Annotated in this window: 26 protein-coding genes; 11 read left to right on the forward strand and 15 right to left on the reverse strand. The window is 66.1% G+C overall.

All coding sequences use genetic code 11. The annotated features are described in order from the left end of the window. Positions 1 to 304: 304 nt before the first annotated feature. The 10 genes from Q0627_RS04650 to Q0627_RS04695 form a co-directional block, all read right to left on the reverse strand. Complete coding sequence (locus Q0627_RS04650; RefSeq protein WP_291014441.1) at positions 305 to 721, reverse strand: type II toxin-antitoxin system VapC family toxin; 417 nt, start codon at positions 719 to 721, stop codon at positions 305 to 307. After that, positions 718 to 978, reverse strand: coding sequence for a FitA-like ribbon-helix-helix domain-containing protein (locus Q0627_RS04655; protein WP_291014438.1), 261 nt, complete (start codon positions 976 to 978; stop codon positions 718 to 720). The genes Q0627_RS04650 and Q0627_RS04655 overlap by 4 nt, the downstream gene beginning before the upstream one ends. 72 nt (positions 979 to 1,050) lie before the next feature. Further along, entirely contained in the window at positions 1,051 to 2,541 is a 1,491-nt protein-coding gene (locus Q0627_RS04660; RefSeq protein WP_291014436.1) for a SulP family inorganic anion transporter, read from the reverse strand. 79 nt (positions 2,542 to 2,620) lie between these two features. Then, entirely contained in the window at positions 2,621 to 3,241 is a 621-nt protein-coding gene (locus Q0627_RS04665) for a pyridoxal 5'-phosphate synthase (RefSeq protein WP_291014434.1), read from the reverse strand. Further along, complete coding sequence (locus tag Q0627_RS04670; RefSeq protein ID WP_291014432.1) at positions 3,238 to 4,011, reverse strand: creatininase family protein; 774 nt, start codon at positions 4,009 to 4,011, stop codon at positions 3,238 to 3,240. The genes Q0627_RS04665 and Q0627_RS04670 overlap by 4 nt, the downstream gene beginning before the upstream one ends. Then, the gene (locus Q0627_RS04675; RefSeq protein WP_291014430.1) at positions 4,008 to 5,339 is read right to left on the reverse strand and encodes an FAD-binding oxidoreductase; all 1,332 of its coding nucleotides are present in this window, start codon (positions 5,337 to 5,339) and stop codon (positions 4,008 to 4,010) included. The genes Q0627_RS04670 and Q0627_RS04675 overlap by 4 nt, the downstream gene beginning before the upstream one ends. After that, complete coding sequence (locus Q0627_RS04680) at positions 5,339 to 6,517, reverse strand: ABC transporter substrate-binding protein (protein ID WP_291014427.1); 1,179 nt, start codon at positions 6,515 to 6,517, stop codon at positions 5,339 to 5,341. The genes Q0627_RS04675 and Q0627_RS04680 overlap by 1 nt, the downstream gene beginning before the upstream one ends. Before the next feature lie 72 nt (positions 6,518 to 6,589). Next, positions 6,590 to 7,342 (reverse strand): ABC transporter permease, encoded by a 753-nt coding sequence (locus Q0627_RS04685; protein ID WP_291014453.1) that lies wholly within the window; start codon positions 7,340 to 7,342, stop codon positions 6,590 to 6,592. A 128-nt stretch (positions 7,343 to 7,470) separates the two neighbouring features. Further along, positions 7,471 to 8,265: an ABC transporter ATP-binding protein gene (locus tag Q0627_RS04690; RefSeq protein ID WP_291014425.1), complete on the reverse strand. Its 795-nt coding sequence runs from the start codon at positions 8,263 to 8,265 to the stop codon at positions 7,471 to 7,473. Further along, positions 8,262 to 9,584, reverse strand: coding sequence for a cytosine deaminase (locus tag Q0627_RS04695; RefSeq protein WP_291014423.1), 1,323 nt, complete (start codon positions 9,582 to 9,584; stop codon positions 8,262 to 8,264). The genes Q0627_RS04690 and Q0627_RS04695 overlap by 4 nt, the downstream gene beginning before the upstream one ends. A 277-nt stretch (positions 9,585 to 9,861) precedes the next feature. On the opposite strand from Q0627_RS04695, the gene Q0627_RS04700 reads away from it, so the two are divergent. The 5 genes from Q0627_RS04700 to Q0627_RS04720 all read left to right on the forward strand — a co-directional run bounded on the left by Q0627_RS04700 (position 9,862) and on the right by Q0627_RS04720 (position 15,042). Next, positions 9,862 to 10,464 (forward strand): XRE family transcriptional regulator, encoded by a 603-nt coding sequence (locus Q0627_RS04700; protein WP_291014421.1) that lies wholly within the window; start codon positions 9,862 to 9,864, stop codon positions 10,462 to 10,464. Positions 10,465 to 10,549: 85 nt separating this feature from the next. Then, a complete protein-coding gene (locus Q0627_RS04705; protein WP_291014417.1) occupies positions 10,550 to 11,509 on the forward strand; it encodes a PDR/VanB family oxidoreductase in 960 nt (319 codons plus the stop codon). Continuing rightward, positions 11,506 to 12,810, forward strand: coding sequence for an amidohydrolase family protein (locus Q0627_RS04710; RefSeq protein WP_291014414.1), 1,305 nt, complete (start codon positions 11,506 to 11,508; stop codon positions 12,808 to 12,810). Before Q0627_RS04705 ends, Q0627_RS04710 begins: the two co-directional genes overlap by 4 nt. A 48-nt stretch (positions 12,811 to 12,858) precedes the next feature. Beyond that, positions 12,859 to 13,770: a cation diffusion facilitator family transporter gene (locus Q0627_RS04715; RefSeq protein WP_291014411.1), complete on the forward strand. Its 912-nt coding sequence runs from the start codon at positions 12,859 to 12,861 to the stop codon at positions 13,768 to 13,770. Between the two features lie 39 nt (positions 13,771 to 13,809). Then, the gene (locus Q0627_RS04720; protein ID WP_291014407.1) at positions 13,810 to 15,042 is read left to right on the forward strand and encodes a kynureninase; all 1,233 of its coding nucleotides are present in this window, start codon (positions 13,810 to 13,812) and stop codon (positions 15,040 to 15,042) included. Between the two features lies 1 nt (position 15,043). On the opposite strand, the gene Q0627_RS04725 is transcribed toward Q0627_RS04720, so the two are convergent. Beyond that, positions 15,044 to 16,063 (reverse strand): tyrosine-type recombinase/integrase, encoded by a 1,020-nt coding sequence (locus Q0627_RS04725; RefSeq protein ID WP_291014404.1) that lies wholly within the window; start codon positions 16,061 to 16,063, stop codon positions 15,044 to 15,046. A 61-nt stretch (positions 16,064 to 16,124) separates the two neighbouring features. Here Q0627_RS04725 and Q0627_RS04730 point away from each other — a divergent pair, with 61 nt between their 5' ends. Further along, a complete protein-coding gene (locus tag Q0627_RS04730) occupies positions 16,125 to 16,367 on the forward strand; it encodes a hypothetical protein (protein ID WP_291014401.1) in 243 nt (80 codons plus the stop codon). A 38-nt stretch (positions 16,368 to 16,405) separates the two neighbouring features. Then, positions 16,406 to 17,866 (forward strand): aldehyde dehydrogenase (NADP(+)), encoded by a 1,461-nt coding sequence (locus Q0627_RS04735; RefSeq protein WP_291014398.1) that lies wholly within the window; start codon positions 16,406 to 16,408, stop codon positions 17,864 to 17,866. Between the two features lie 201 nt (positions 17,867 to 18,067). Here Q0627_RS04735 and Q0627_RS04740 read toward each other — a convergent pair whose 3' ends face one another. Further along, positions 18,068 to 18,649 carry a helix-turn-helix domain-containing protein gene (locus Q0627_RS04740; protein WP_291014395.1) on the reverse strand — a complete coding sequence of 194 codons (582 nt, stop codon included), beginning with the start codon at positions 18,647 to 18,649 and terminating at the stop codon, positions 18,068 to 18,070. Positions 18,650 to 18,740: 91 nt separating this feature from the next. On the opposite strand from Q0627_RS04740, the gene Q0627_RS04745 reads away from it, so the two are divergent. Together Q0627_RS04745 and Q0627_RS04750 are read left to right on the forward strand one after the other, a co-directional pair. Next, the gene (locus tag Q0627_RS04745) at positions 18,741 to 19,526 is read left to right on the forward strand and encodes a thioesterase family protein (RefSeq protein WP_291014392.1); all 786 of its coding nucleotides are present in this window, start codon (positions 18,741 to 18,743) and stop codon (positions 19,524 to 19,526) included. A gap of 143 nt (positions 19,527 to 19,669) precedes the next feature. Further along, entirely contained in the window at positions 19,670 to 21,214 is a 1,545-nt protein-coding gene (locus Q0627_RS04750) for an acetyl-CoA hydrolase/transferase family protein (protein WP_298808027.1), read from the forward strand. A gap of 100 nt (positions 21,215 to 21,314) precedes the next feature. Here the strand turns inward: Q0627_RS04750 and Q0627_RS04755 are convergent, their stop codons facing one another. Further along, positions 21,315 to 22,166, reverse strand: a complete 852-nt coding sequence (locus Q0627_RS04755) for a hypothetical protein (protein WP_291014386.1) — start codon at positions 22,164 to 22,166, stop codon at positions 21,315 to 21,317. Between the two features lie 240 nt (positions 22,167 to 22,406). Between Q0627_RS04755 and Q0627_RS04760 the strand changes: the two genes are divergently transcribed. After that, on the forward strand, positions 22,407 to 23,270 hold the full coding sequence (locus tag Q0627_RS04760) for a PfkB family carbohydrate kinase (RefSeq protein WP_291014383.1): 864 nt from the start codon (positions 22,407 to 22,409) through the stop codon (positions 23,268 to 23,270). 21 nt (positions 23,271 to 23,291) lie between these two features. Here the strand turns inward: Q0627_RS04760 and Q0627_RS04765 are convergent, their stop codons facing one another. Next, entirely contained in the window at positions 23,292 to 23,600 is a 309-nt protein-coding gene (locus tag Q0627_RS04765) for a TraR/DksA C4-type zinc finger protein (protein WP_291014450.1), read from the reverse strand. 350 nt (positions 23,601 to 23,950) lie between these two features. Here Q0627_RS04765 and Q0627_RS04770 point away from each other — a divergent pair, with 350 nt between their 5' ends. Then, the gene (locus Q0627_RS04770) at positions 23,951 to 24,685 is read left to right on the forward strand and encodes a hypothetical protein (protein ID WP_291014380.1); all 735 of its coding nucleotides are present in this window, start codon (positions 23,951 to 23,953) and stop codon (positions 24,683 to 24,685) included. 191 nt (positions 24,686 to 24,876) lie between these two features. Here the strand turns inward: Q0627_RS04770 and Q0627_RS22455 are convergent, their stop codons facing one another. Then, a complete protein-coding gene (locus tag Q0627_RS22455) occupies positions 24,877 to 25,017 on the reverse strand; it encodes a PIN domain-containing protein (protein WP_367180756.1) in 141 nt (46 codons plus the stop codon). Between the last annotated feature and the right edge of the window lie 35 nt (positions 25,018 to 25,052).

The raw sequence follows: 25,052 nt of genomic DNA on the forward strand, positions 1-25,052 counted from the left end.
TTCCCCTCCAGAGGACTTCCACCTCCAAGCGAATGCCCATGCCGGGCGTACCACGATGGCCTCCCGAGCACCCGGCTCAGGAGGAGGTTTGATGCAGGGTGGGTTTCCGATGGGAGACGGTTGCTTTGGGTCGGGTGGGATCATCACTGAATACTGACAGGGTCCGCTGCGAACCACAGGCGATAGGTCCCAAATAGAGTTTCCTCGCGGCGTTTAGCCCGATCGGTCGACAGCGCGCACAGGAAGGTCGTTGGCCCCTGTGACACTTCGGGTCGGGGTACCGTGCAGCATCTCGCCTGCACCGTCAGCTTTCGAACGGGTCGACCGTCGTGACGCCGGTTCTGAGGAAGCCGTTGCTGTCGCGGGTAGCGACGATCGCGTCGTGGACGCGGGCGATCGCCGCGATCTGTGCATCGGCGGAACCGATCGGGCGCCCGTCACGCTCACGGCCGGCGACGATGTCGCCGTAGTAGTCGGCAGCGGCGATGTCGAACATCAGTGTTCGATCGGCCTGGCTGGTGAATAGATTGTCGGCCATCCGGGAGAGCCTGTCGCGGCGACTCCCCGCAGGCAGCCGGGCAATCCCGTAGCGCACCTCGGCCCGAGTGATTGCCGTGAGGAATAGCGCATGCGGGTCCTGCCGGTTCAGCCACGCCGTTGCGACATCGTGCTTGCTCGTTCCCATCAACACCGCGACGACGTTGGTGTCGAGGATGATCATTCGGCGTCGTCGAAAGTCACCGGTCGTTGAACCTCAGTGCGCCGTGCCGGGAACATCAGGTCGATCTCGTCTTCGGTCAGGTCTGCGTCGTCGGCGAATCGGCGCAACGCTTCGACCAGGTTGATCGTCCGGGGTCCCACGCCGGCCTCGAGTATCGCGCGGGCCTCGGCTTCCATCGACCGACCATGCGCCGCGGCCTGTTCTCGAAGCTTCTGGTGAATCTCGGGATCCAGGTTTCTGACTGTCAGAATTGTCATGACCACCTCCTGCATGCATCGCTTGCACCGAAGTGTACGCGCACTGGCAGGGCATCGCGGCGAGCTGATCGCTCAACCGAGGTGACCGCTGAGCCTGCGGTGGCGTTGTGCGCTGTTGTCGTTGAGGCCCTCGATCGTCACGGTCGTGCCTTTGGCCTGGAATTTGGTGGTGATCGCGTCGAGGGTGGCCACGGTCGAGGCGTCCCAGATATGTGCGGCACTCAGGTCGATGACCACATGGGACACCGCATCGGTGTAGTCGAATTGGTAGATCAGGTCGTTGCTGGAGGCGAAGAACAGTTCGCCGGTCACCGCATACGTGCGGATGTCAGGGTCATCGGAGGGCACCTCGGTCACCTCGGTGAGGTGCGCGACGCGGCGCACGAACAGCACCATCGCGGTGAGTACACCCAGGACCACCCCGATCGCGAGATTGTGGGTGATGACCGTGGCCGCGACCGTCACCACCATCACGGTGGTTTCGCTCTTGGGCATCCGCCGCAGGGTGCGTGGGTCGATGCTGTGCCAGTCCAGGGTGCCGACGGACACCATGATCATCACCGCCACCAACGCCGCCATCGGGATGAGCGCCACCACGTCACCGAGTGCGACCACCAGGATCAGCAGGAACACCCCGGCAAGGAAGGTGGAGATCCGGGTACGGGCACCGGACACCTTGACGTTGATCATCGTCTGCCCGATCATCGCGCACCCGCCCATGCCGCCGAACAGTCCGGTCACCACGTTGGCGACGCCCTGACCGAACCCTTCGCGGGTCTTGTTGGAGTGGGTGTCGGTGATGTCGTCGACGAGCTTGGCCGTCAACAACGATTCGAGCAAGCCGACCAGTGCCATGGCGAGTGCGTACGGGGCGATCACCGACAGCGTGTGCCAGGTGAACGGAACGTCGGGGACGACGAGGGCGGGAAGGCTGTCGGGTAGTTCGCCCTCGTCACCGACATCGGGCACCGATAACCCGGCGACGAGGGTGACCGCTGTGAGCAGCACGATCGCCACCAGCGGCGCGGGCACCACGGTGGTGAGCCGGGGCAGGCCGACGATGATCACGAGACCGGCGGCGACCATCGGATACACCAGCCACGGCACGCCGACGAGGTGGGGAAGTTGCGCGATGAAGATGAGGATCGCCAGGGAGTTGACGAATCCGACCATCACGCTGCGCGGGATGAAACGCATCAGTTTGGCCACGCCGAGCGCACTGAGCAGAATCTGGAACGCCCCGGCCAACGGTACCGTCGCGATCAGGTAGTCCAGGCCGTGATTCTTCACCACGGGTGCCACGACAAGGGCCACCGCACCGGTGGCCGCCGAGATCATCGCCGGCCGGCCCCCGACGATCGCGATGGTCACCGCCATCGTGAACGAGGCGAACAGCCCCACCCGCGGGTCGACGCCGGCGATGATGGAGAACGAGATCGCCTCGGGAATCAGCGCCAGCGCCACCACCAAACCGGCGAGCACCTCGGTCCGCAGGCGCCGCGGCGACCTCAAGGCCGCCAGTACCGATTGTTGTTCAGCGGGCGATACCACAGCGGCCGGCATAGTCGTCAGCTCCATTTCACATGTGCGCAGAAACCTCGCGGAACTCTACTCACCGGAGCGTGTGAGGGCCAACGCGAACTCAGCCGGGAAGGATCTGCGACATCCATTCGTCCCGCGGTGTCTTGCGACGGAACCGCACTCGTTGTGATGGGCCGTCGGGGTCGCCTCGCCAGAATGTGAACTCCCGGGGGATAACCGCGAAACCCGTCCACGTCGACGGCGGTTGCGGGTTCGGATGGCCGGCGTCGAACGCGGCCCACCGTTCGTGGCGGGTGGCCGGTGGCAGCGCTGCGTGCTCGGCGTCGTTGAGCCAGGCGAGTAACTTCAGATATCGCGAACGCGCCTCGTACGCACGGCGCAGCTCAGTGTCGTCGGCGGTCTGCACATCGCCGACGACGCCGAGTTGACGTCCGTCGGCCGGCCATGGGATCGATAGGCACGCCCGCGGTGATGCGGCCAGCTCGGCTACCTTGTCCGAGCGGCTGTCGGTGTGGAAGTACAGGGCGCCGTCGTCGATTTCGGTGAGCAGGACATGCCGGACGCGTGGATAGCCGTCGGTGCCGGTGGTGGCCAGTGCCATCAGCAGCGGTGACGCGCCCTCGGGGCGGCGGGTCCACATCGTCGCCAATGTCACCGGGTCGACAGTCAGGACGTCCTCGGGGGCGCAGTCGACGCCGAAACCGGTTCCGGCAGTGATCATGCGCGCACTCTGCCCGGATCGAAGGTGGCGACTTCACCGAGTGCGGCGACGAGCTCGGTCACTCGATCGTTGAACAGGACCTCGCCGATGGTGGCGGTCGCGCCGGTGGGGTCGCCGACGACACCCGATTCGCTGAAATCGGTGGACAGCCAGCCGAACCGGATCGTCTTGGTGAATCCGACGTGATCGTATCCGGCGACAGTGTCGGCGATCGTGGCGTGCGCGTGGTCCATGTCGACAAGGTCGGGACGCAGGTGCAGCATGATCGACGTCTCGGCCCAGCCGGCATGGATACCGAGGCCGCGTTCGGTGGGGCCGGGCGTGGCCGGTCCCCACGCGAAGAAGGTCTGCAGGCCGAAGCGGCGGCGCAGTTCGCGGGCGGCCACCTCGACCAGTGCGGAGTTGCCGCCGTGCGCGTTGATCACAAGCAGACGCCGCGCGGGCGTGCCCACGATCGAGGCACCGATGTCGACCAGTGTCTCGAAGAATGTCGACGCCCGGGTCCAGATGGTTCCCGGCAACTCGGCGTGCTCATCGGATTTCGTGTACGCCAGCGCCGGCATCAGCCACACGTCGTGCCCGGCCCGCGCACCCGCATCCACCACAGCTGCCGACAACTCCTCGGCCACAACCAGATCGGTGGACATCGGCAGGTGCGGGCCGTGCGGCTCGACCGCACCGGTCGGCAGCACCAGCACCGAATCGCGGCTCAGTGCGGTGCCCACCTCGGCGGTGGTGAGGTCGGCGAAGCGGCGGGTCGCCGAGCTCACATCCACCTCCCCGGGTTCAGCAGTCCTTTCGGATCCGTCTGGGCGGCAAGTGCTTTGACGCGGTCGGCGTCGAGGTCGACGTACCACTGGTGCGGAGAATGCACGGCGATACCGAGTTCGGTGAGCGCGGGCACGCCGTCCATGACCTGCTGCGGGCTGTGGAAGATGCCGTTGGCCATCCCGAACATCTGCCCGTGCCCGGCTTCCAGGTGCACCACACCGCCGTCGTACACCGCCTGCACTTCGTCGAGCTTCTCCACCAGCGCGTCACCCATGCATTCCATATGAAAGTACTTGCCGGGGTACGCCTTTTGTAGCCACCACGTGGGGTGGTTGTACGACAGGGTGGACATCTTGATCGATTGCGCGATCCCGTCGCGGATCGCCTCCACCCGACCACCTGCCGTGGTGATGATGTCGGTGACCTGCTCGACGCAACGGGCGTCGAAGATGCCACGAACACTGGCCCGGCCCTTGACGATCGCCGGATCGTCGGGCAGGGCCGCCGCCATCAGCGGACCGTCGGCCGACAGGATCCGCGGCAACGGTTCCACCTTTGACAGCACCTGTGCGGTGGTGAACGCGTCGTGCTGCTCGGTGAAGCTCGCGTACAGGCATTTCCAGTCCTGCAATGGTTCCAGCCGTACCGTGGCCGAGACGATGATGCCGGCCACTCCATAGGTGTGCACCATCGGCTGGGCGTCGTCGCCTTCGAGGTGGATAAGCTCGGCGTCATCGGTGCCGTACACGACATCGACCGACTCCACGAAACCCTCGTGGTTGCGCCCGTGCACGATCGTCCCGGTACCGGCCGAACCACCGGCGAGGAACCCGCCGAGCGTCGACTGCACCGTCGACGGATACATCCACAGCTGTGACCCGCGATTCCAGGCGGCCTGCTCCAGATTGATCATCCGGGCACCGGCCTGCGCCGAGATCGCCCGGTCGGTGACGGCCGTGATCTCGGTGAGCGAGGTCATGTCCAGCACCAGCCCACCAAACCGGGGCACCACCTGACCGTAGTTTCCGGTGCCCTTGCCGCGGGTCGTGACGGGCACACCGCGGCGGACCGCGGCCCGCACGATCGGGGCCACCACGTCGACGGTCCGTGGATAACAGACCAGGTCCGGCCGCCCGAGGTCCGCCGCCGACAGGATCGGGCTCATGCCCGAACCGTCACGTGAGGCCCGGTCGATCGCGCGCGGCAGGGAACTGATCCCGCGCGGACCGACGATCGGGAGCAGATCGTCGGCCAGCGCGTCGACGTCGTCCGGCCCGAAATCGGGTCGGCCGGCGTCGGTGTGCACACCGAACAGCGGTGCGGTCATCAGGGCATCACCACGGACTTGTCGATGAACTCGTTGGTGGCGATCTTCTCCGGAGTCAGGCCGTCGGCTGCAGGGGAGTTCTGCTTGGCGAAGATCGGGGTGGTGATGTCGATGATGCGCTGCACCCGCTTCTCGTCGAAGCCACCGACGGCACCCATGGCGCTGTTACCGACGAGCTTGAGCTTCTTCATGGTCTCCACGGCGTAGTCGGCGTTGCGCTGGGTGTACACCCAGCCGGTGTCGTACTGCTTGACGGCGTCGAGGATGACCTTGTTGGCCGGGGCCGGGTCGGCGAAGAAGTCCACCACACCCTTCTGCATGACGGGCACGAACTGCTTGAGGCAGTCGGAGTACTTCTCGACGTCCGGTGTGCGCAGGGCGACCGAGGACTTGTAGGTGGGGAAGCCGATGTCGTTGACCAGCTGGTACTTGACCGGCTTCTTCCAGCCTTCGATCTCTTCCTCGTACAGCTGCGGTTCGGAGCTGGCATAACCCTGCTGCGCCTTCTTGCCCTTGGCGGCGACGAAGTTGGCGGGGGTGCCGTCGTAGCTGCCGTCGACCTGGCTCGGGCTGAGGATGCCGGCGCCGGTGACGTAGTCCATCCAGGTGGTGCCCTGGAAGTACAGGACACTGGCTCCGGTGGCCTTGAGGTCGGCGATCTTGGTGACCTGCGGATAGGTGGCCGGATCCCACATGATCATCTGCGGGCTGATGTCGACCGATGCCATCACCGCGGTCGTCGGGAACTGCTTGGAGGTCTGGACGGCCTGGTCGGTGTCGACGTAACCGAGCATGATCGAGGGGTCCTGATACATCGTGGACACCACTGACTGGTTGCCGATCGCAGGACCGCCGGCCCGGATCTCGATGTCGACGCCGGTGTATTCACCGCCGGTGAACAGCGGCCCGACGACCTTCTTGGCGCCGGCGTCGATCTTGGCGTCCGGCCCGAGCAACTGATACAGGTGACCGTGCTCGGATTCGGGTGCCCAGTCGGTCTGCACGACGATCTTGGCGGGGCACACCTTGGACAGGTCGACCTTGCCGACGGTGCCGGTGTAGCCGGATCCGGCGCTGGAGTCGTCGGAGCCGCAGGCCACGGTGGCGGCAGCGACTGTGGCGGCGATGGCGGCCATCCCGACATATCGGGAGACTCGGTGCAGTGGGCGCTTGGCCATGTTTCCTCAAATCGTTTGGGCAGGAACAGATGTCCTGTGTGAGAAACCGGGAGGGGAGTGTTCGGGGTGGAGCTATTTCTGGTACCAGCGGCCGACGACGCGGTTCGACAACCAGCCGAAGAACCAGAAGAAGACGATGCCCAGCAGTGAGGCGAGCACGATGGAGGCGAACAGTTCCGGCGCCTGCAGGCGGGAGCGATAGTTGTCGATCAGCACACCGATACCGGGCTCGCCCTGTTTGAAGAAGAAGTCACCGACGATCGCACCGACCACCGCCAGGCCTGCCGAGATTCTCAGCCCGGCGAAGATCGCGGGCATCGCCGCGGGAAAGTACAACTTGCGCAGCGTCGTCCAGCGGCCCGGTTTGTGCAGAGCGAACAGGTCCTGCAGGCGTGGATCGACCGACTTGAGGCCGAACAGCGTGTTCGACACGATCGGGAACAACGCGATCAGCACACACACGAACACCCGTGCGCCGAACCCGAAACCGAACCAGAAGCCGACCAGCGGAACCAGTGCCAGCACCGGAATACATTGCAGCACCACCGCATACGGAAACAGCGCGTTCTCCAGCTGTTTGGACTGGGCCATCGCCACCGCCCACGTCATACCGATCACCGTCGCCACGATCAGACCGGTCAGGGCGACACCAGCGGTGCGCGCCAGTCCCTGCCACATCTCGTCGGCCTGATCGCCGAGCAGACCGTCGGTGATCACCTCGTGCGGCGGCGGCATCAGGAAGCGCCGGTCGGGGTCGAGAACGCCGTAACTGACCAGGTACCAGGCACCCAGAACCAGCAGGAATACCGCGAACGGTCCGGCCATCTTCTTGACGGCACCGGCGGCCGGTTTCACCTTCTGCGCGAGAACGGCGATATCGGTGGTGGTCGACGGAGCGCCGGGGTCCGGTTCAACCGGATCTTTCGGCGCGGCAGCCTGATCAGTGTGTGTGGTCATGAGTGTGCCTCTCGCAATGCCACCGACACCCGGCCGGCGAGTTCGCTGAATTCGGCCTCGAATCGCAGTTCGGGCGGACGGGGGAAGGGGAACGGAACCTCGAACTCCTCGACGATGGTTCCGGGGCGCCCCGACATCACCAGGACGCGGCTGGACAGGAACACCGCCTCGGACACCGAGTGCGTGATGAACAGCCCCGCGAACGGTCGTGCGGCGAACAGTTCGGTCAACTCCACACCGAGACGCTCGCGGGTGATCTCATCGAGAGCAGCGAACGGCTCATCGAACAGGAACAGTTCGGGTTCCAGCGTCAGCGCCCGCGCCAGCGACACACGCATCCGCATGCCACCCGAAAGCTGGTGCGGCAGATGGTTCTCGAACCCGGTAAGGCCGACCGTTCCGATCGCCTCCTCGGCTCGTTTGCGTCGCTCGGCCTTGCTGACACCGTCGAGTTCGCCGAGCAGTGCCACGTTGTCCAGGACGCTGCGCCACGGCAACAGGGTGGCGTCCTGGAAGACGTAGCCGATGCGCTGGGCGCCGCACTGCAAGTAGCCGCCGGTGATCTTCTCCAGCCCGGCCGACAGCCGCAGCAGCGTCGACTTGCCACATCCCGACGGTCCGACGACGGAGACGAACTCTCCTTCGCGCACAGTCAGATTGACGTCGCTGAGGGCGTGGGTGCCGTTCGGGTAGCGCAGTTCGCAGTGTTCGAAACCGACGAGCGGACGGCCATGAGCCGGCGTGTCCGGGGCCGCTGTGGAATCCGGGGCCGATATTTGGGGGGTGGTCATAACGCCTCCGTGAGGTCGCGGTCGTCATCGGGCAGGGGTCGGGGTTGATCAAGGTCGGTGGACGGAGGCGCATGGCTGCCGAAGGCGATATCGCGGTGGGTCTCGGTACGGGCGACGACGACACCGCCCACGATCACGACCCGGTCGGCGGGTGCGGCGGCGATCACGTCGACGACATCGGTGCCGCGGACAGCGAGGAAGTCCGCGCGGGCCCCGACAACCGGCCCGGCCGGCTCGAGACCGAGCACACGCCGCACATCGCCGGTCACCAGATCGATCGCGTCGTGCGGGCTCTGGTGCGCGGCAACTACACTGAGCGCGGCCGTTTCCAGCGGGTCAGCCCGGCCGAGCGGGTTGAACGGGTCTCGCAGATTGTCGGCACCGGCACACACCTCGACACCACCGGCTCGCAGCGCACCGATCGGCGCGATCGCGCGCTGACCCCGGCCCGGGCCGTCGTGACCTTGCAGGTACAGGTTGGTGATCGGCAACGCGACCACCCCCACATGGGCGGACGCGAGTCTTCCGGTCACGTCGGCCAGCTCGGCCGGCGACAATGTCGACAGGCGGCTGCAGTGGCTCGCAGTACGGATCCGGTCGGCCGGCCACGACGCCACCCGGTCGGCATAGGCGTTGATCGTCAGGTGGTCGCCCTGCAGGAACTCGTCGATGTGCATGTCAGTCCCGACACCGCGGGCTTCGGCGATGTCGAGCAGCCGGTGCAGGTCGGTGAGCGGATCGTCGGCCAGATGTGGTGCACCCCCGACCAGGTCGGCCCCCGCGTCGAGCGCGGCGTGGACGACATCGTCGGCGACGGTCGATGCGGGCAGGAAGACGATCTGGATGGCGATCAGCCCGGCGAGTTCGTCGCGGACCCGGTTGATCGCGCGCACCGCACGTGTGGGGTCATCGGGGGCCGCGGCGTTGACGTGCGTGCGGATCGCCGTGTACCCGTTGCCGAGCATCATCAGCGCTGCGCGACGGGCGCGGTGTTCGTAGGATTCCTCGGTGAAATGGGCGGCACCTTCGGTCCACGTCGCGATCGCCGCACGCAGGTCACCGAGGGGTGGGTGCAGTTCGTTCCAGCTCAGCGCCTTGTCGAGATGGGCGTGCGGTTCGGCGGCCGCACCGAACAGCACATGATCGGGCAAGGTGAGCCAATCCGATTCCGCGCGTTGGTCTTCCGGAGTTCGCGAAGCGGCACCGATGCGGGCCACGCGCACACCCGAATCACCCGGAGGGGTCAGGTCGAGGTCGACGAGCGACCCGTCACCGAGGCGTGCGGTGATCCCACGCAGGGGAGCTGAACCGAGCGGCATGGATTCCTCAGAATGGTCGGGAAAGACAATGATGGATCGGGCGGTCGAAGACGTTCGGACATCGGGAGGTTCGTCGTGGCTGGTCGACGAGGCACTGACCAAATGTTGATGAGGTCAACATCGGCAACGATAGGGACACTCGATTTCCATCGTGTTACCGCTGTGCTTCGCATTGCGTTCCCTTCGTTTCGGCTTGCACCGTGGTAGTCGTTGACTCAGCAACAAACACCGGGGGGTCCACGCGCAAGCCCTCACACTGGAAGTGAGGCCTCGCACCGTGACGCAATCCACCACCGACCAGGCACACAAGGCCGTCGGAGCCGAGATCCGTCGCGCCCGGCTCGCACAGGGGCGGACTCTCAAGACCCTCGCCGCGGACGCGGGGATATCGCATCCGTTCCTGTCACAACTCGAACGCGGACTGGCCCGGCCGAGCATGGCAACACTGGACCGCATAGCCAAAGCGCTGGGCACCACACAGGTCAACCTGATGCTCGCCGCGCAAACCCCGGCGTCACCTGCCACACACGTCGGCGACGTTCCCGACGGTGTACAGGTCGTCCGCGCCGACGAGGGGCTGGTGATCCCGCAGACGAGTGAGCATGAGCACGAAGGTTTCTCGCGTCTGCTCGTCGCGGGCGCCGCGGCCTTCTACCCGCAGGAACAGGTGATCAGCCGCACCGAATTCGACAACTTCTATCGCCACGAACAAGACGAATGGGTACATGTCATCTCCGGATCGATCCAGATCGATCTCGGCGGTGAACGCACCGTCGAATTGCACGCCGGCGACAGCCTCTACTATCGTGGCGGCATTCCGCATCGATGGCGTGCGTCCGGAGACCGGCCGGCCCGATTGATCGTGGTTCAGGCCGGATAGCCCGCCCGAGGCCACCGCGGAATCGAGGTTCCCTGGCTGGGCACCGACAAGGGGCTGACCTTTCCTCCCGCGAAAGGTGCCCGCCATGTCCGACTCCACAACAACCAGAACGATTGCCGTACAAGTTGATTCGCGACGGTCGCTCACCGAGAACATCGATGAGTTCACACTGACCCCGGTGAGTGGGGACGCGCTGCCCGCCTGGACCGCGGGCTCACATATCGACCTGGCCACCCCCGGCGGAATCGTCCGCCAATACTCGCTGTGCTCGTCCGCCGACGATCTGAGCAACTACCGTGTCGCGGTGGAACGCCGCCCCGACAGCCGCGGCGGTTCGGCATCGATCCACTCCGGCCTCAACGTCGGCGACACGACCGACATCGGCGCACCGCGCAATCACTTTCCGCTCACCCGGGCGCTGGAGTACGTATTCATCGCCGGCGGCGTCGGCATCACCCCGATCCTGGCGCTGATCGAAGCCGTCGAACGTGTCGGCCGGCCGTGGCGGCTAATCTACTCGGGCCGGACCGCAGACGAGATGGCCTACTGCGGCGAACTATCGGAGCAGTACACCGATCGCGTCGCCATCCAGGAGACGTCGACGGCCGGGCGGGTCGACTTCACCGAGGCACTCGCGGATCTGCCGCGCGGCACCGCGGTCTACGTGTGCGGACCACCCGCGATGGTCGAGGACGTGACCACCGCCTGTGCCGACCTGCCCGCTGTCGACGTGTTCTCGGAAAAATTCGTCGCCGCCGACGGCCAGACCCTGACCAACACACCATTCCAGATCGACCTCGCGATGTCGGGGCTGACCACCGTGGTGCCGGCCGATCGGACGATTCTCGACGTCCTCGACGACGCCGGCGTGATCACCGTCTCGTCGTGCCGCGACGGGATCTGCGGCACCTGCGAAGTGGGGGTGGTCAGCGGCGAGGTCGACCACCGGGACACCGTCCTGACCCCGGAGGAACGGGCCGAGAACGAATCCATGATGATCTGCGTATCCCGTTGCACCAGTGGACGACTGGTGCTGGAGCTGTGACCTCGGTGCTGATCGAGGGTGCCACCGTCGTCGTCGACGCGACGACGGTGAGCAATGCACCGCTCTACGTCGCCGACGGATGTATCGGCGCCGAGTCACCGGGCCGGCCGGACGAGGTCGTCGACGCGTCTGACTGCGTGGTCACCGCCGGCCTGATCAACGCACATCATCACCTGCTGCAGAGTGCCTTCCGTACCCTGCCGGGTACCCGGTTCGCCGTGATGAGTGACTGGCTGCGGCAGATGTCGGCGGCGTACGGGTGTCTTCGGGTCGATCCGGAACTCGCCGCCGCCGCGGCCCGGGTGGGACTGGCCGAGTCCCTACTGTGCGGTGTGACCACCGTCGCCGACCACCACCTCACCTGGCCGGCCGGTATCGACCCCGTCGAACTGGCCGGAGCGACCATCGACTCGGCGGCGAGCTCGGGAGCACGGCTGGTCTTCGTCCGGGGCACTGCCCGCGACGATCCGGTCACGGCTGCCCAGTCGATCGCGGGGATCCACGACACCTATCTGGCCGGCGCCGTCGATGGCGTCAGCGACGACGGCCGGTTGCAGCTGGCAGTCGGCCCGTCCGGTGTCCATGCGGACGGCCCCGAGACTTTCACCGCACTGCGGGAGGTCGCCACCGCACTCGGGTTGCGGCGCAGGACGCAGGCCAACGAGCAGGTCGACGTCGCCATCGCCGCCGAACGGTACGGACGAAGACCCCTGGAGCTACTCGACGACTGGGGCTGGCTCGAACCGGATGTCACCATCGCGCACTTGTGCGAGGTCACCGCCGGCGAGATCGAACTGCTCGCCGCCCGCAGGGTGACGGCCACCCACGCACCCGGCTGCGACATCCCGATGGGCTGGGGTATCGCCCCGGTCGCGGCCCTGTTGCGGTCAGGTGTGCCGGTGGGGATGGGCACGAGCGGTGGCGGCAGCAACGACGCAGGTCACCTGCTCGCGGACGCCCGGCTGGCGATGCAGGTATCCGGACTCACCGGCGACCCGGTCACCGGCCGGACCCTGCTGACCATGTGTACCGAAGGGTCGGCACAAGGCCTGGGCCGCAGCGACATCGGGCATCTACGGCCGGGTGCTGCCGCGGACCTGTGCATCTGGGATTGCGGCGACGTCTTCGACGCCGGCGTCGCCGACCCTGTCGAGGGCCTGTTGTGGGCCGCGCCCGGCCGGCGGCCACGCGATGTGATGGTCGCAGGCCGGTGGGTGGTTCGCGACGGTCGACTGCTGACCGACGATTCGCGTGCCGCCGCGCGATCATTGACCGAACTGATCGCCGCCCGCTCCGATTGACCGCCTGGTATCCACCCACGCCGGCCAGGCACCGGTGATGATGAATGAATGGCCCATAAGACACAGGATCTGAGCCGCTGGGCTTTGCTCAGTATCGCCGCGGCGGCACTCACCATCGCACTGAAGACGACGGCGTGGCTCGTCACCGGTTCGGTGGGTCTGCTCTCGGATGCGGCCGAGTCGGTGGTCAATCTCGTCGCCGCGGTGGTCGCATTCGTGGCGCTCAAAGTAGCTGCCCGTCCCGCCGACGCGAACCACAACTTCGGTCACCAGAAGAGCGAGTACTTCTCGGCGATCATCGAAGGCACCTGCATCGCGATCGCCGCCGTCGTCATCATCATCAGCGCCGTCGAGCGCCTGCTCAACCCCAAAGACATCGAGTCGGCAGGCATCGGCCTGCTGGTCTCGGTGATCGCGAGCATGATCAACGGCGCCGTCGCGCTGGCCCTGATCCGGGCCGGCCGCCGACACCGATCGGTAACACTGGAGGCCGACGGCAAACACCTGGCCACCGACGTGTGGACCACCGCTGGAATCCTGATCGCCATCGCGCTGGTGGCGATCACCGGCTGGAACATTCTCGACCCGATCGTGGCGATCGCCGTGGCCGTCAACATCCTGTTCGTCGGCGGGGGACTGGTCGGCCGAGCGGCGGCGGGCCTCATGGACACCGCGCTACCCGACGAACAGCGCACCGCGATCGACACCGTTCTCGGCGAGTTCAGCACACCCGACGTCATGTTCCACGATGTGCGAACCCGGGAGTCGGGCCACATCCGGTTCGTTCAGATGCACATGCTTGTGCCCGGCGACTGGTCGGTGCAGCGGGCCCACGACCTGGCCGAGCGGGTCGAGTCACATCTGGAAGCCGCCGTCGACGACCTGTTCCCGACGATCCACATCGAGCCGATCGGCGACCCCCGCGCCTACGAGGACTGGCGGTTGGAGGAGACCATCTGAAATTCTGTCGCCGTCGGCCAAGAGCTCTACGCTCGACCCATGACATCGACGCTCGCCGGGCTCGCCGACACCGCTGCCGCCCTCGACGCCGCAGACCCACTGCGCGACTATCGTTGCCGCTTTCTGCGTCATGACGATCCCGGGATCGTCGCCTACCTCGACGGCAATTCGCTCGGCCGGCCTTTGGCGGCGTCGGCGCAGCGACTGGCGGCGTTCGTCACCGACGAATGGGCCGGCAGGCTGATCCGCGGCTGGGATGAGAGCTGGTACGAGTTGCCGTTGACCATCGGTGACCGGCTGGGCGAGGTCGTTCTCGGAGCGGCCGCCGGTCAGACGACGATCGGCGATTCGACGACGGTCCTGCTGTACAAACTCGCCTGCGGCGCGCTCAATCTGCGGCCCGGCTGTACCGAGATCGTCCTGGACCGGGAGAACTTTCCCACCGACCGCTATCTGATCGAGTCGATCGCCGCCGACCGCGGACTGACGCTGCGCTGGATCGACGTCGAGCTCGCCGGCGGAGTCACCACAGACGATCTGGCCGCGGTGGTCAGCGAGCGCACGGCGCTGGTAGTGCTCAGTCACGTCGCCTACCGTTCCGGATACCTGATCGACGTGCCCGCAGCCGTCGACGTCATCCACGACGCCGGGGCACTCCTGTTGCTCGACCTGTGCCATTCGGCAGGATCGGTGGAGGTCGACCTCGACGGATGGGGTGTCGACTTCGCCGCCGGATGCACCTACAAGTACCTCAACGGCGGACCCGGATCACCTGCGTTCGCCTATGTCGCCGCCCGTCACCTCGACGAGTTCCGGCAGCCGATCTGGGGCTGGATGGGACGGCACAATCCGTTCGAGATGGAACAGGGATACGTTCCGGCCAAAGGAATCCGCCGCGTCATCAGTGGAACCCCGGCGATCATCGGGATGCTGCCGATCCAGGACTCGATCGACTTGATCGCCGAAACCGGGATGCCCGCCATACGGGAGAAATCCGTGGCACTGACCGAATTCGCCGTTCAGTCCGTCGACGCCGTCCTCAACGGCCGGGGCGTGGTCGTGTCATCGCCCCGCGACCCGGAGCGCAGGGGCGGGCACATCACGATCGACCACCCCGACTTCAAAGCCGTCACCGCCGCACTATGGGCACAGGGCGTCATCCCCGACTTCCGGCGCCCCGACGGCATCCGGCTCGGACTCAGCCCGCTCAGCACCTCGTTCGCCGAGGTCCTCGCCGGGGTGTCAGCCGTCGCCGCACAACTCGGGGACTGAATCACACCGGTCTGTCCAGCTGGGCATATAGCGGATTGCGGGCGGCCGCGCCCCGATTCTCCTGCCCGGCCGCCGCGATGTAGCGTTGCGAGGTCTCGGCGGATTCGTGTCCGAGGAGAGTGCGCAGCTGATACGGATTGATTCCGGTATCTGCGAGCACGGTGGCGTAGGTGTGCCGCAATGAATGCAGCAACGCGCCGGGTTTGGTCGGGACCGCCGCACGTTTGAACAGCCGTCCGATCCGCGCCTGCAGGGTGCCGACGGTGATCCGTTCGCCGTCGGCACCTACGAACAACGGATCATCCGGAGGGAACCGGTCGATCGCGTCACGCCGGGCGGACGAACGGGTCCTGAACACCTGCGTCCGCGAATGCAGATACGTCTCGATGATCGTGAGCAGTTCGGGCTCGAACGGGATGGAACGGTCCTTGCTCCCTTTACCGCGCACATGCAGCACCGGCCCCTGCTCGGTGTGCCGGATGCTGTTGATGTTCAGGCTGATCAGTTCGGCCTCACGCACCCCAGTGAGTACTCCGACTGCCACGACGGCGTGCTCGAGTTCGGGCCAGCTACGGGGCGGATTGTTCTCCTGCCACGCGGCGTCGATCAGTTTCCCGATCTCCTCGGCGGTCAACGACTTGGGGTGGTGACGTTCGGGCCTGCGCCGCTCGACGGTCCGCATCGGGTTGATCCGATTCAGGTAGTCGTTGTCGATCAGCCAGTCGCACAACTGATTCCACGTCGACCAGCACCGCAGGTAGCTGTTGGAGCGGTGAGTGTCAGCATAGTCGCTGAACGCGCGCTGAATGGAACGCTTGGTCACCTGCCGGATTTCGAGTACCGACAGGTCCTCGGAACCGCCGAGGATCGCGGTCGCGATGGAATCGAAGTCCTGCCGGAGCGCACGCAGAGTGTGCGGGGAGCGGCCCATCCGTGTCCGCGACTGCATGAACTCCTCGAACCACTCGGGCCGGTCGGTGTCCCGGCGTTCGGTCGAGGGCACCCGGCGCGGTTCGGTCATGTCACACGGTTCGGACATGGTTCACAGCCCGGCCTTGGCGCAGAGGGTTCGGTCATGACGCATGAGGGTAGCCACCCGCTACGACAAACCGCGGACACGGCCGCCGCACTCCCTGTACAGGGATTTACACCCGCTGCTGCGCCAGGACTCCACGACCGAATTCGTGCAGGCCATCAGACTGTCGATGGACATAGTCGGCTGCAAGGGCGGTCGCTGCCGCCCGCAGCGTTCGCCGCTGTCACCGAAGATCGCGGCACAGGTCACCAAGGCCACCCACAACGCCGTTGCGGCCGGGTACAACTGAGCACAGGACCCGACCACCGATCAAGACGAGGAGCAGACATGACCGCACCGGAGCGATCCATCGACGACCTGGTCGCCGCCACCACCATCGCCGGAGAACGTTGGGCGGCAACAGAATCAGGCGAGCGTCGGCAGATCCTGCACGCGGTCGCCGATGCGCTCGACGCGGCCGCCGACCACCTGATCCCGATCGCGCAGGACGAATCACATCTGCCACGGCCACGGCTGACCGGTGAACTGACCCGCACCACATTCCAGATCCGGCTTCTCGCCGACGCCGCCGCGGCGGGCGAGCACCTTGACGTTCGTATCGATCACGCCGACCCACAGTGGCCGATGGGCGCTCCGCGGCCGGATCTGCGCCGCACGTCGGTCCCCGTGGGCCCGGTCCTCGTCTTCGGTGCGTCCAACTTCCCATTCGCGTTCAGCACCGCCGGCGGCGACACCGCCTCGGCACTCGCGGCCGGCTGCCCGGTGATCTACAAGGCCCACCACGGCCACCCCGCACTGTCGGACGCCACCGCCACCGTCGTGAACGACGCACTCGACACCGCCGGCGCACCGGCGGGCCTGTTCTCGACAATCCACTCCGAAGCCGACGGCCGCGCCGTGCTCGCCCACCCCGACCTCAAGGCCGCCGCATTCACCGGCGGAATACCCGGCGGCCGAGCACTTTTCGACATCGCACAGGCACGTCCCGAACCGATCCCGTTCTACGGTGAACTCGGCAGCGTCAATCCGGTGTTCGTCACCGAGTCCGCGGCCTCCGCCCGGGCACAGGAGATCGTCGACGGCTTCCTCGGGTCGTTCACGCTCGGGCAGGGGCAGTTCTGCACCAAACCCGGAATCCTTCTGGTACCCGCCGATTCGGCGATCCCGGACTTGCTGCGCGATGCCGCGCTGCCGCCCGGACATGCACTGCTCAACGCGGGAATAGCCCGGGGACACAGCAAGGTGCGCGACGGGCTCACCGGCCACCCGGGGGTGCGGTTGCTCACCGGAGGCGGACCGGAGACGGACCCACCGGCACCTACGTTGCTAGCCACCGACAGTGCCACGCTGATCACCGGCTTCGACGATCTCGTCGTCGAATGTTTCGGTCCCACAGCGCTTGTGGTGACCTATGCCGATACCAGCGACCTGCTCCGGATCGCCCGCAGGCTGCACGGTCAGCTCACCGCAACCCTCGTCGCCGAACCCGACGACGCCATCGTCGGACCGCTGACCACCATCCTCACCCGCAAAGCCGGTCGCATCCTGTGGAACCAGTGGCCGACCGGGGTGTCGGCGACCTACGCCCAGCAGCACGGCGGCCCGTACCCGGCCAGCACCACACCCGGCACCACCTCGGTCGGAACCGCCGCATTGAGCCGTTTCGTGCGGGCAGTGGCATGGCAGGGATTCCCGCAGCAACTGTTACCGGGCGAACTGCGCGACGACCAGTCGGTACCTGCGCCGCGCCGCGTGAACGGCGTGCACGACCCGGACACACTCCGATGAGGACATCGCACGTCCACCACGCCGTCGACTCACACACCGAGGGCATGCGACCCGAGTCATCGCCGGCGGCGGCACCGCGACCGTCCTGGTGGAGACAGGCATGGTGCCCGTCACCGAACCGATCACCACCCTGCGACTGGACACCCCGGCCGGGCTCGTCTGTCCGGTTCCGGCCGCCGCATCCGAGTCAGAAGTGCGTGATCAGTCAGACATACCAATCGTCCGGCGCAACAGTGGGGTGAGTATCGCGTCGATGTCATCGAGCGCCGTCGTGCTGCGCTCGGCCCGGCAGATCGCCACCGTTCCCTCGATCGACGCGACTACAAGCGTCGCCGTCTGCCGCGCGATGACCTCGTCCGCGCCGTGCTCTCGCAACGAGTCTGCCAGGATTGCGGTCCAATCGCCGAACGCGGCGGCCGCGGCGAGCAGGGGAGCATCGTCGTCGTCGGGTTCCTCGACCGCGACCGCCAGCACCGGGCATCCCGCGCGATAATCGCTGTCGACAATGATCTTTCGCCACATCACCAGGAACTCCCGCATCCCGTCGACGGGACCCCCGGCGGTCAGTTCGCGGCGCAACGCCCGGCAGATGAACGTGTTGGCGTGCTCGACGGCCGCGACCGCGAGCTCGGACTTGCCGCCGGGAAAGTAGTGGTACGTCGAACCCAGCGGTGCGCCGGAGTACTTGGCCACCTCACGCACGCTGGTGGCGCGGAGCCCGCGGCGCGCGAACAGGTCGGCGGCACCGCTGATCAGTTGCTCGCGTGGTGTGCGTGTGGCCACGTCCAACCCCTTCCATCTTGCTCATAACGACTGTCATAGCGTAGCGTTCGATGAAGTATAACAACTGTTATAACGTGATGGAGGTAGCGACATGGGCACACTGAGTGACACGGTGGGGAGCTTCGCCCCGGGTGAGGAATTCACCATCCCCGACGCCTGGACCCAGGGCCGCACCGCTTACGGCGGACTGACCGCCGCGCTGGCGGTGGCCGCAACCCAGGCGTCGGCCGAAGAGTCGTTGCCACCGCTTCGTTCCGCCCAATTCGCCTTCACCGCACCGGCATCTGGCACCCTGTCCATTCACCCACGCAGCCTGCGGCGCGGCCGGTCGGCGACCGGCTTCGCCGTCGAAGGCATCAGCGCAGGACAGGTCGCGTCCACCGCGTCATTGATCTTCTCCGGGGTCCGCGAGTCGGCCGTCGTACATTCGGTGCTCACCGCACCCGAGGTACCCGGACCGCACGATTGCCCCGAGTTCCCGAATTCGGGCGCTCTCACGCCGGCGTTCTTCCGCAACTTCGAGGTCCGCGTCGCAGGTGGGGCAGCACCGATCAGCGGCGCCGAATTGCCCGAGTTACTGTGCTGGGTAAGACATCTCGATGCCACTGGCATCGACCCGGATGTCGCACTGGTGGCGCTGGGTGACGCACTGCCGCCGGCGGCGACGACCGCGTTCACCGACTGGGCACCCATCAGCACCATGTCGTGGACGATCAACATCTGCGCCGACAAGCCCGTCGACCCGAACGGCTGGTTCCTGCTGCGCTCGGTCAGCGCCGTCGCCCACAGTGGCTACTCGGCCCAGCAGATGACCATGTGGGACGCCGACCGCGCACCTGTCCTCATCGGCACCCAGACCGTCGCAGTATTCGGCTGACTCCGGGCCGTCACCGGCTCACGACACCCGGTAGTCCTGCTGGGCTGCGCACCCCATCGACGCCCACTCGACCCAGGTCACACGATCGTGGGGAAAGTTATCTGCGTAACCGAATTGCGGCGACCCGCCAACGGCGTATTTTCATGAGAGTGATCACGTCTACAGCCCAGACCGAATCCACCGACCGCATTCGGAGTGCCACGTTCCGGCAGCGGGTGGTCTCCGCTGACGATGCGGTCAAGTTCATCCATCCCGGTGACACCGTGGCGATCAGTGGTTTCGCCAGCGCCGGCACACCCAAGGACTCGATCGTGGCGCTCGCCGGACGGATCGGCCAGATCCGGTCGACCGGCACGGACTTCACGATCAACCTGCTCACCGGCGCGTCAGTTTCCTCCGACACCGAGCGGTTGCTGTCCGAGGTCGACGGTATCGCGCTGCGCATGCCGTACCAGTCCGAACCGACCGCCCGCGGGCGCATCAACTCCGGCACCATGGACTACGTCGACATCCACCTGTCGCACGTGGCGCAGCAGGTGTGGCTCGGGTACTACGGCAAAGTCGACATCGCGATCGTCGAGGTCTCCGGAATCACCGAGTCTGGGGAGTTGATCCCGGCCGCGTCCGTAGGCAACAACAAGACGTGGCTCGACGTTGCCGAGAAGGTCATTCTTGAGGTCAACTCGGCCATCCCGTCGCACCTGGAGGGCATGCACGACATCTACTACGGCACCGCGCTGCCACCTGACCGCAAGCCGATCGAGATCGCCAAAGCTGATGACCGCATCGGTCAGCCGACCTTCCGCGTCGACCCGGACAAGGTTGTCGCCGTCATCCGCACCCAAACCCCCGACGCGGGCAGCCCTGTGGCCGCGCCGGACGCCGTCAGCCAGGCCATCGCAGATCATGTCCTGGACTTCTTCGCACATGAGGTGCGCGCAGGACGGCTTCCGGCCGATTCCCTCCTGCCGTTGCAGGCCGGTATCGGCAACGTGGCGAACGCGGTCCTCAGCGGCCTCGACCACGGCGGATACCGCGGCCTGAGCTGCTACACCGAGGTCATTCAGGACGGCATGCTGCACCTGATCAAAGAGGGCATCGTCACTCACGCCTCGACAACGGCGCTCGCGTTGACCGACGCCGGATTCCGCGATCTCGAAGCCAACATCGACTTCTATCACGACCGGATCATCCTGCGGCCACAGGAGATCAGCAACCACCCCGAGGTCGTCCGCCGTCTCGGCATCATCGCCATGAACGGCATGCTCGAAGCCGACATCTACGGCAACGTCAACTCGACCCACGTGATGGGCACCAAGATCATGAACGGCATCGGCGGCTCCGGCGACTTCGCGCGCAACGGATTCGTGTCGATGTTCCTGAGCCCATCCACCGCCCGCGGCGGGGCGATCTCCGCAATTGTGCCGATGGTGCCGCACGTCGACCACACCGAACACGACGTCCAGGTGATCGTCACCGAATACGGGCTCGCCGACCTGCGCAGTCTGTCGCCGCGCAAGCGCGCCCGCGTCATCATCGACAAATGCGCCCACCCGGACTACCGTCCGGCACTCGACGACTACTTCCTGCGAGCCCAAGCGGCCACCGGCAGCGGCCAAACACCGCACCTGCTCGGCGAGACGTTCGCCTTCCACCAGCGCTACCTGGCGACCGGCTCGATGAAGTAAATAATCAACGTTGCCGACCGGATAGATACCGCGTCACCGCCAAATATTGCTGGTAGCTCCGGATTCCGGAACCATCAGCAATGTTTGCGCCTGTCTGCCGTCAGTCCGTGTCCTCGAGCCGGTATGCGTCGAACCCTGCCGCGCTGAGTTCGTCGACGCTGAATCCACGCGCTCGGAGATAGTCGGTGAAGAAGGCGGCGCTGAGCTTGCCGGACAGCCGTGCGCTGTTCTCGACCAGGTAGACGCGTTGTTGTGGGAGAACGACTTTCGGTTCGTCGTGCGCGCCGTCGAATGTGATGGTGGTGCCATCGGCGACGACCGCGGCGAACTTCTGTGGCTGGAGCGCCTGCCAGCCGTCGCCAGCCTTGATGCGCACCTCGCCGGCGTCGTCGACAAAAAATCGATGCCCCCGGTTCAGCAGTGGGATGAGGTTGTACCAGAGCAGCAGTAGACCGGGGATGAGCAGGACGGCGAGGGCGTAGCCGCGGGTCCGTTCCAGTTCCGCGTCGTAGAACCCCTTGGTGAAGATCTCGACCGCCCAGCCTTCGATGAAGACCCCGATGTCGGTGAGAACGTCACCGACATCGGCGCGGCCCGACGACAGGTCATAGACGATGGCGCCGGTAGCACCCAAGCCGCCGACGGTGAGGAGCGTGCCCACCAGCAACCACGCCCAATTGGTGCGCGAAGCGAACTCGCCACGCACGTCGGCAGGCACGGTCAGGTCGATCTTTTGGGGACCCATCGGCTTGGCCAGACACCAGACGGTGATCGCAACAGCCACCGCGAGGGCGAGTAACTCCAGTCCGCCGAAGGATACGGTGTCCGACTTCCATATCGCGATGCCGAGGAAGACCAACCACGCGATCCATCGGAGTGCGCGCTGCAAGCCCGAAGGGCGGCGCTTGTCCGTGTCGTCGAGGCGGCCGGGACGTCGACGCGCATCGCTCATATCGCCCCGGTTCGCGGGCGCACTGCACAGCCGAGGGCTGACGCAGCAGCGACCGCAAAGCGTTCGACGGCACGGCCGACGCATGATTCGCACTGATCAGAGTGGGCGCGGGGCACGCCAAGAGCCTAGCACCGACGCCACGGCGATCCAGCTCGCTCTTTGTGACGGCCGACCTCAGCTATCAAGCAAGGTTTGGTGGTCGGAGTTCAGCAGTGGGTTTCCGGTGGTAGCGTCCGCGAGGTGAGGCCCACGCGAGTTGCCGTTGTCGGCACCCTCAACATGGATGTGTTGGATGTGGTCGTGACGGTCGATGGCCAGCCGGGGGCGGAGGAGATGGTCCTTGGGTCGGTGGTGCGGGAACGGTGCGGCGGCAAGGGCGCCAACCAGGCGATCGCGGCGGCATCGGTCGGTGACGGGACATCGGTGGCACTCATCGGCACGGTCGGCCGCGACATCGCCGGCGCGTCGATGCTGGCTAACGCCAAGTCGTTCGGCGTCGACGTCACGTATGTCGGTATCGACGGCGATACGAGCGGACGCACGCTCGTTGAGGTGGATGCCTCCGGTGACAACCGAATCGTGTTTGTACCGGGCGCGAACGCGTTGCTGTCATGCACATCGGTGGTCACCGCGCTGGAAGCTCTCGACCCTGCCGTGGTGCTGACCCAGCTCGAAAGCTCCAGGGCCGTCGCCGAATCGGTGGCCGACTGGTCCGCAGCCCGGGGCAGACGGTTCGTTCTGAACCCGAGTCCCGTCGCCCCGCTGCCTGCACGGGTTCTGTCGCTCGCCGATCCGCTGGTGGTCAATGAGCACGAGGCCCAGGCGTACGCCGACACCGACTCCGACTTCGCAACGGCACTGTTGCGGCTGAGCACTTCGGCGGTGATCACGATGGGCGCCCGCGGCGTCATCGTCGCCACCGGTGACCGGACGTCGTCGATCGCGGTGACACCGGTGCCCGAAGGCGTCGAAACCACCGGCGCCGGTGACTATTTCGCGGGTGTCCTGGCGGCACGGATCGCGTCGGGAGCCGATCTGCACGACGCCGCCGCACACGCGGCCGATTCGGCGACGGCGTTCATCGCCGACCGTCACTTCGGCTAGGAACAGCCGTACCCACACACATCACCACCGAGTCGATCGGCCGCGTATCGCGCATGAGACGCATTGGCGAGCAGCGGGCAGCACCTCCAACCGTTCGGGGTCGATGGGGGACCCGCACGTTTCGCACACCCCGTAGGAACCTCGACCAACACGCTCCAACGCTGCATCGATCTCCTCGACGCGAATCCGGGACCGGGCGAGCTGAGCGACCAACTGACCGCGTTCGACGGCCAGCGTCGTGCCCTCCGGATCGTGTTCGTCATCCGAAGCCTCATCCGACGCCGCCTCAATCACCTCGGACAGCCTCGCCGTCAACGACTCGATCAGCATGAGCGTCCGCGCTTGTTCGGCGAGCAGCGCCTGACGATGGTCGCCCGGATCCGGTCCCGTCACTACTCGGAGACCGCCGCTGAACCTGAAGTCGACAGAGCCACCTGGTCACACGACGTCGTCCGTCCCATTCCGATGCTCCTCACACGATGTGGCGCATACCACACACTACCGGTGGCCTCGGTTGCACACGCCTCTCCGACCCGTGGGGCATGCACCTGGACGCACCCGGTGACAGGCCGCGTGCCGCTCCGGCGAACGGGAACCTACCGGAGGGTTCGTGCCGCTAGAGTCAGACCGGTCGGGTGGTTCGGTAGCCGCTCGGACGAACCGGAACCGAGAGGAACCCTATGACCAAGCTCGCACACCGCCGTATGGCTGTCGCCGCCGGCCTCGCCGCCGTCGCGCTCGTCGCGGCCGCCTGCGGCGATGACGACGGCGACAGCGCATCGCCCAGCGCGTCGACGTCTGTCGTTGTGTCCGAAACATCAACGACAGCAACCGATGTCACATCATCGGCACCGTCGGGTGAATCAGCCACGAGTGAATCGGCAGCCAGCGACGATGCGTCCGCCAACGCGAGCGCCACCGAAGACGCGTCCGCGTCGAAGACGGCAGGGGAGGACTCGGCAACCGAGGTGACGATCACGGGGGCGCAGGGCCGTGAAGTCACGCTGACCGGCCCGATCGCCACCAGATACAAGTCGGCGACCGATGCCGAGAAGAAGGACCTCGGCAAGCCGCTCGACGGCGACCGCAATGCCGGAACTCGCGACAGTGGCGTCGTATATCAGCAGTTCGAAGGCGGCGCGATCACCGCCAAGAACGGTGACGCCGGCACACCCGCATTCATCACCTGGGGCAAGATCCGCGACGCCTGGAACGTTCCGCGCGCGGCCGACGGCACACCGGAGACCACCGGCACCAACGGTTCGGCCGGACCGCTGGGCACGGCCACCAGCGACGAGCAAACCCAAGGCGATCTGAAGGTGACAACCTTCGAACACGGCAAGGTCACCTTCAACACCAAGACCGGCAAGGTCGAGGTCACCGTCAACGGCAAGGTCGTGCCGTCCGGCCTGTAGACCGCTCGCAACAACCAACGGCACCGATGTCCACCAGGATCTCGGTGCCGTTGCTCGTACATGGATATTTCAGATTATCCATACGTCTGGGCAGGGATTTCCGCCTGGGTGAACGAGCCGATAATATACATTATGTTAAGTAAGCGCTCCGCAGCGCTCTACGCCGCAACACTGTTAGTCGGATGACGTCGTCAGGGAACCTTCACCTCACACCGCAGACCTGGGGCCCTGCCTATGCGACGGTCAAGCGTGATGAGCGGCGCATTTGCTAATTCGGCGACCGCGACGTAGCTGGCGTCGTATCCGGACAAGTTGCTGCGGAGTTCCCACACCCGCGAACCGAGAAGCTCGTACGGCCACTGCTCGA

This window comes from uncultured Gordonia sp., assembly GCF_937858515.1.
Taxonomy (GTDB): Bacteria; Actinomycetota; Actinomycetes; order Mycobacteriales; family Mycobacteriaceae; genus Gordonia.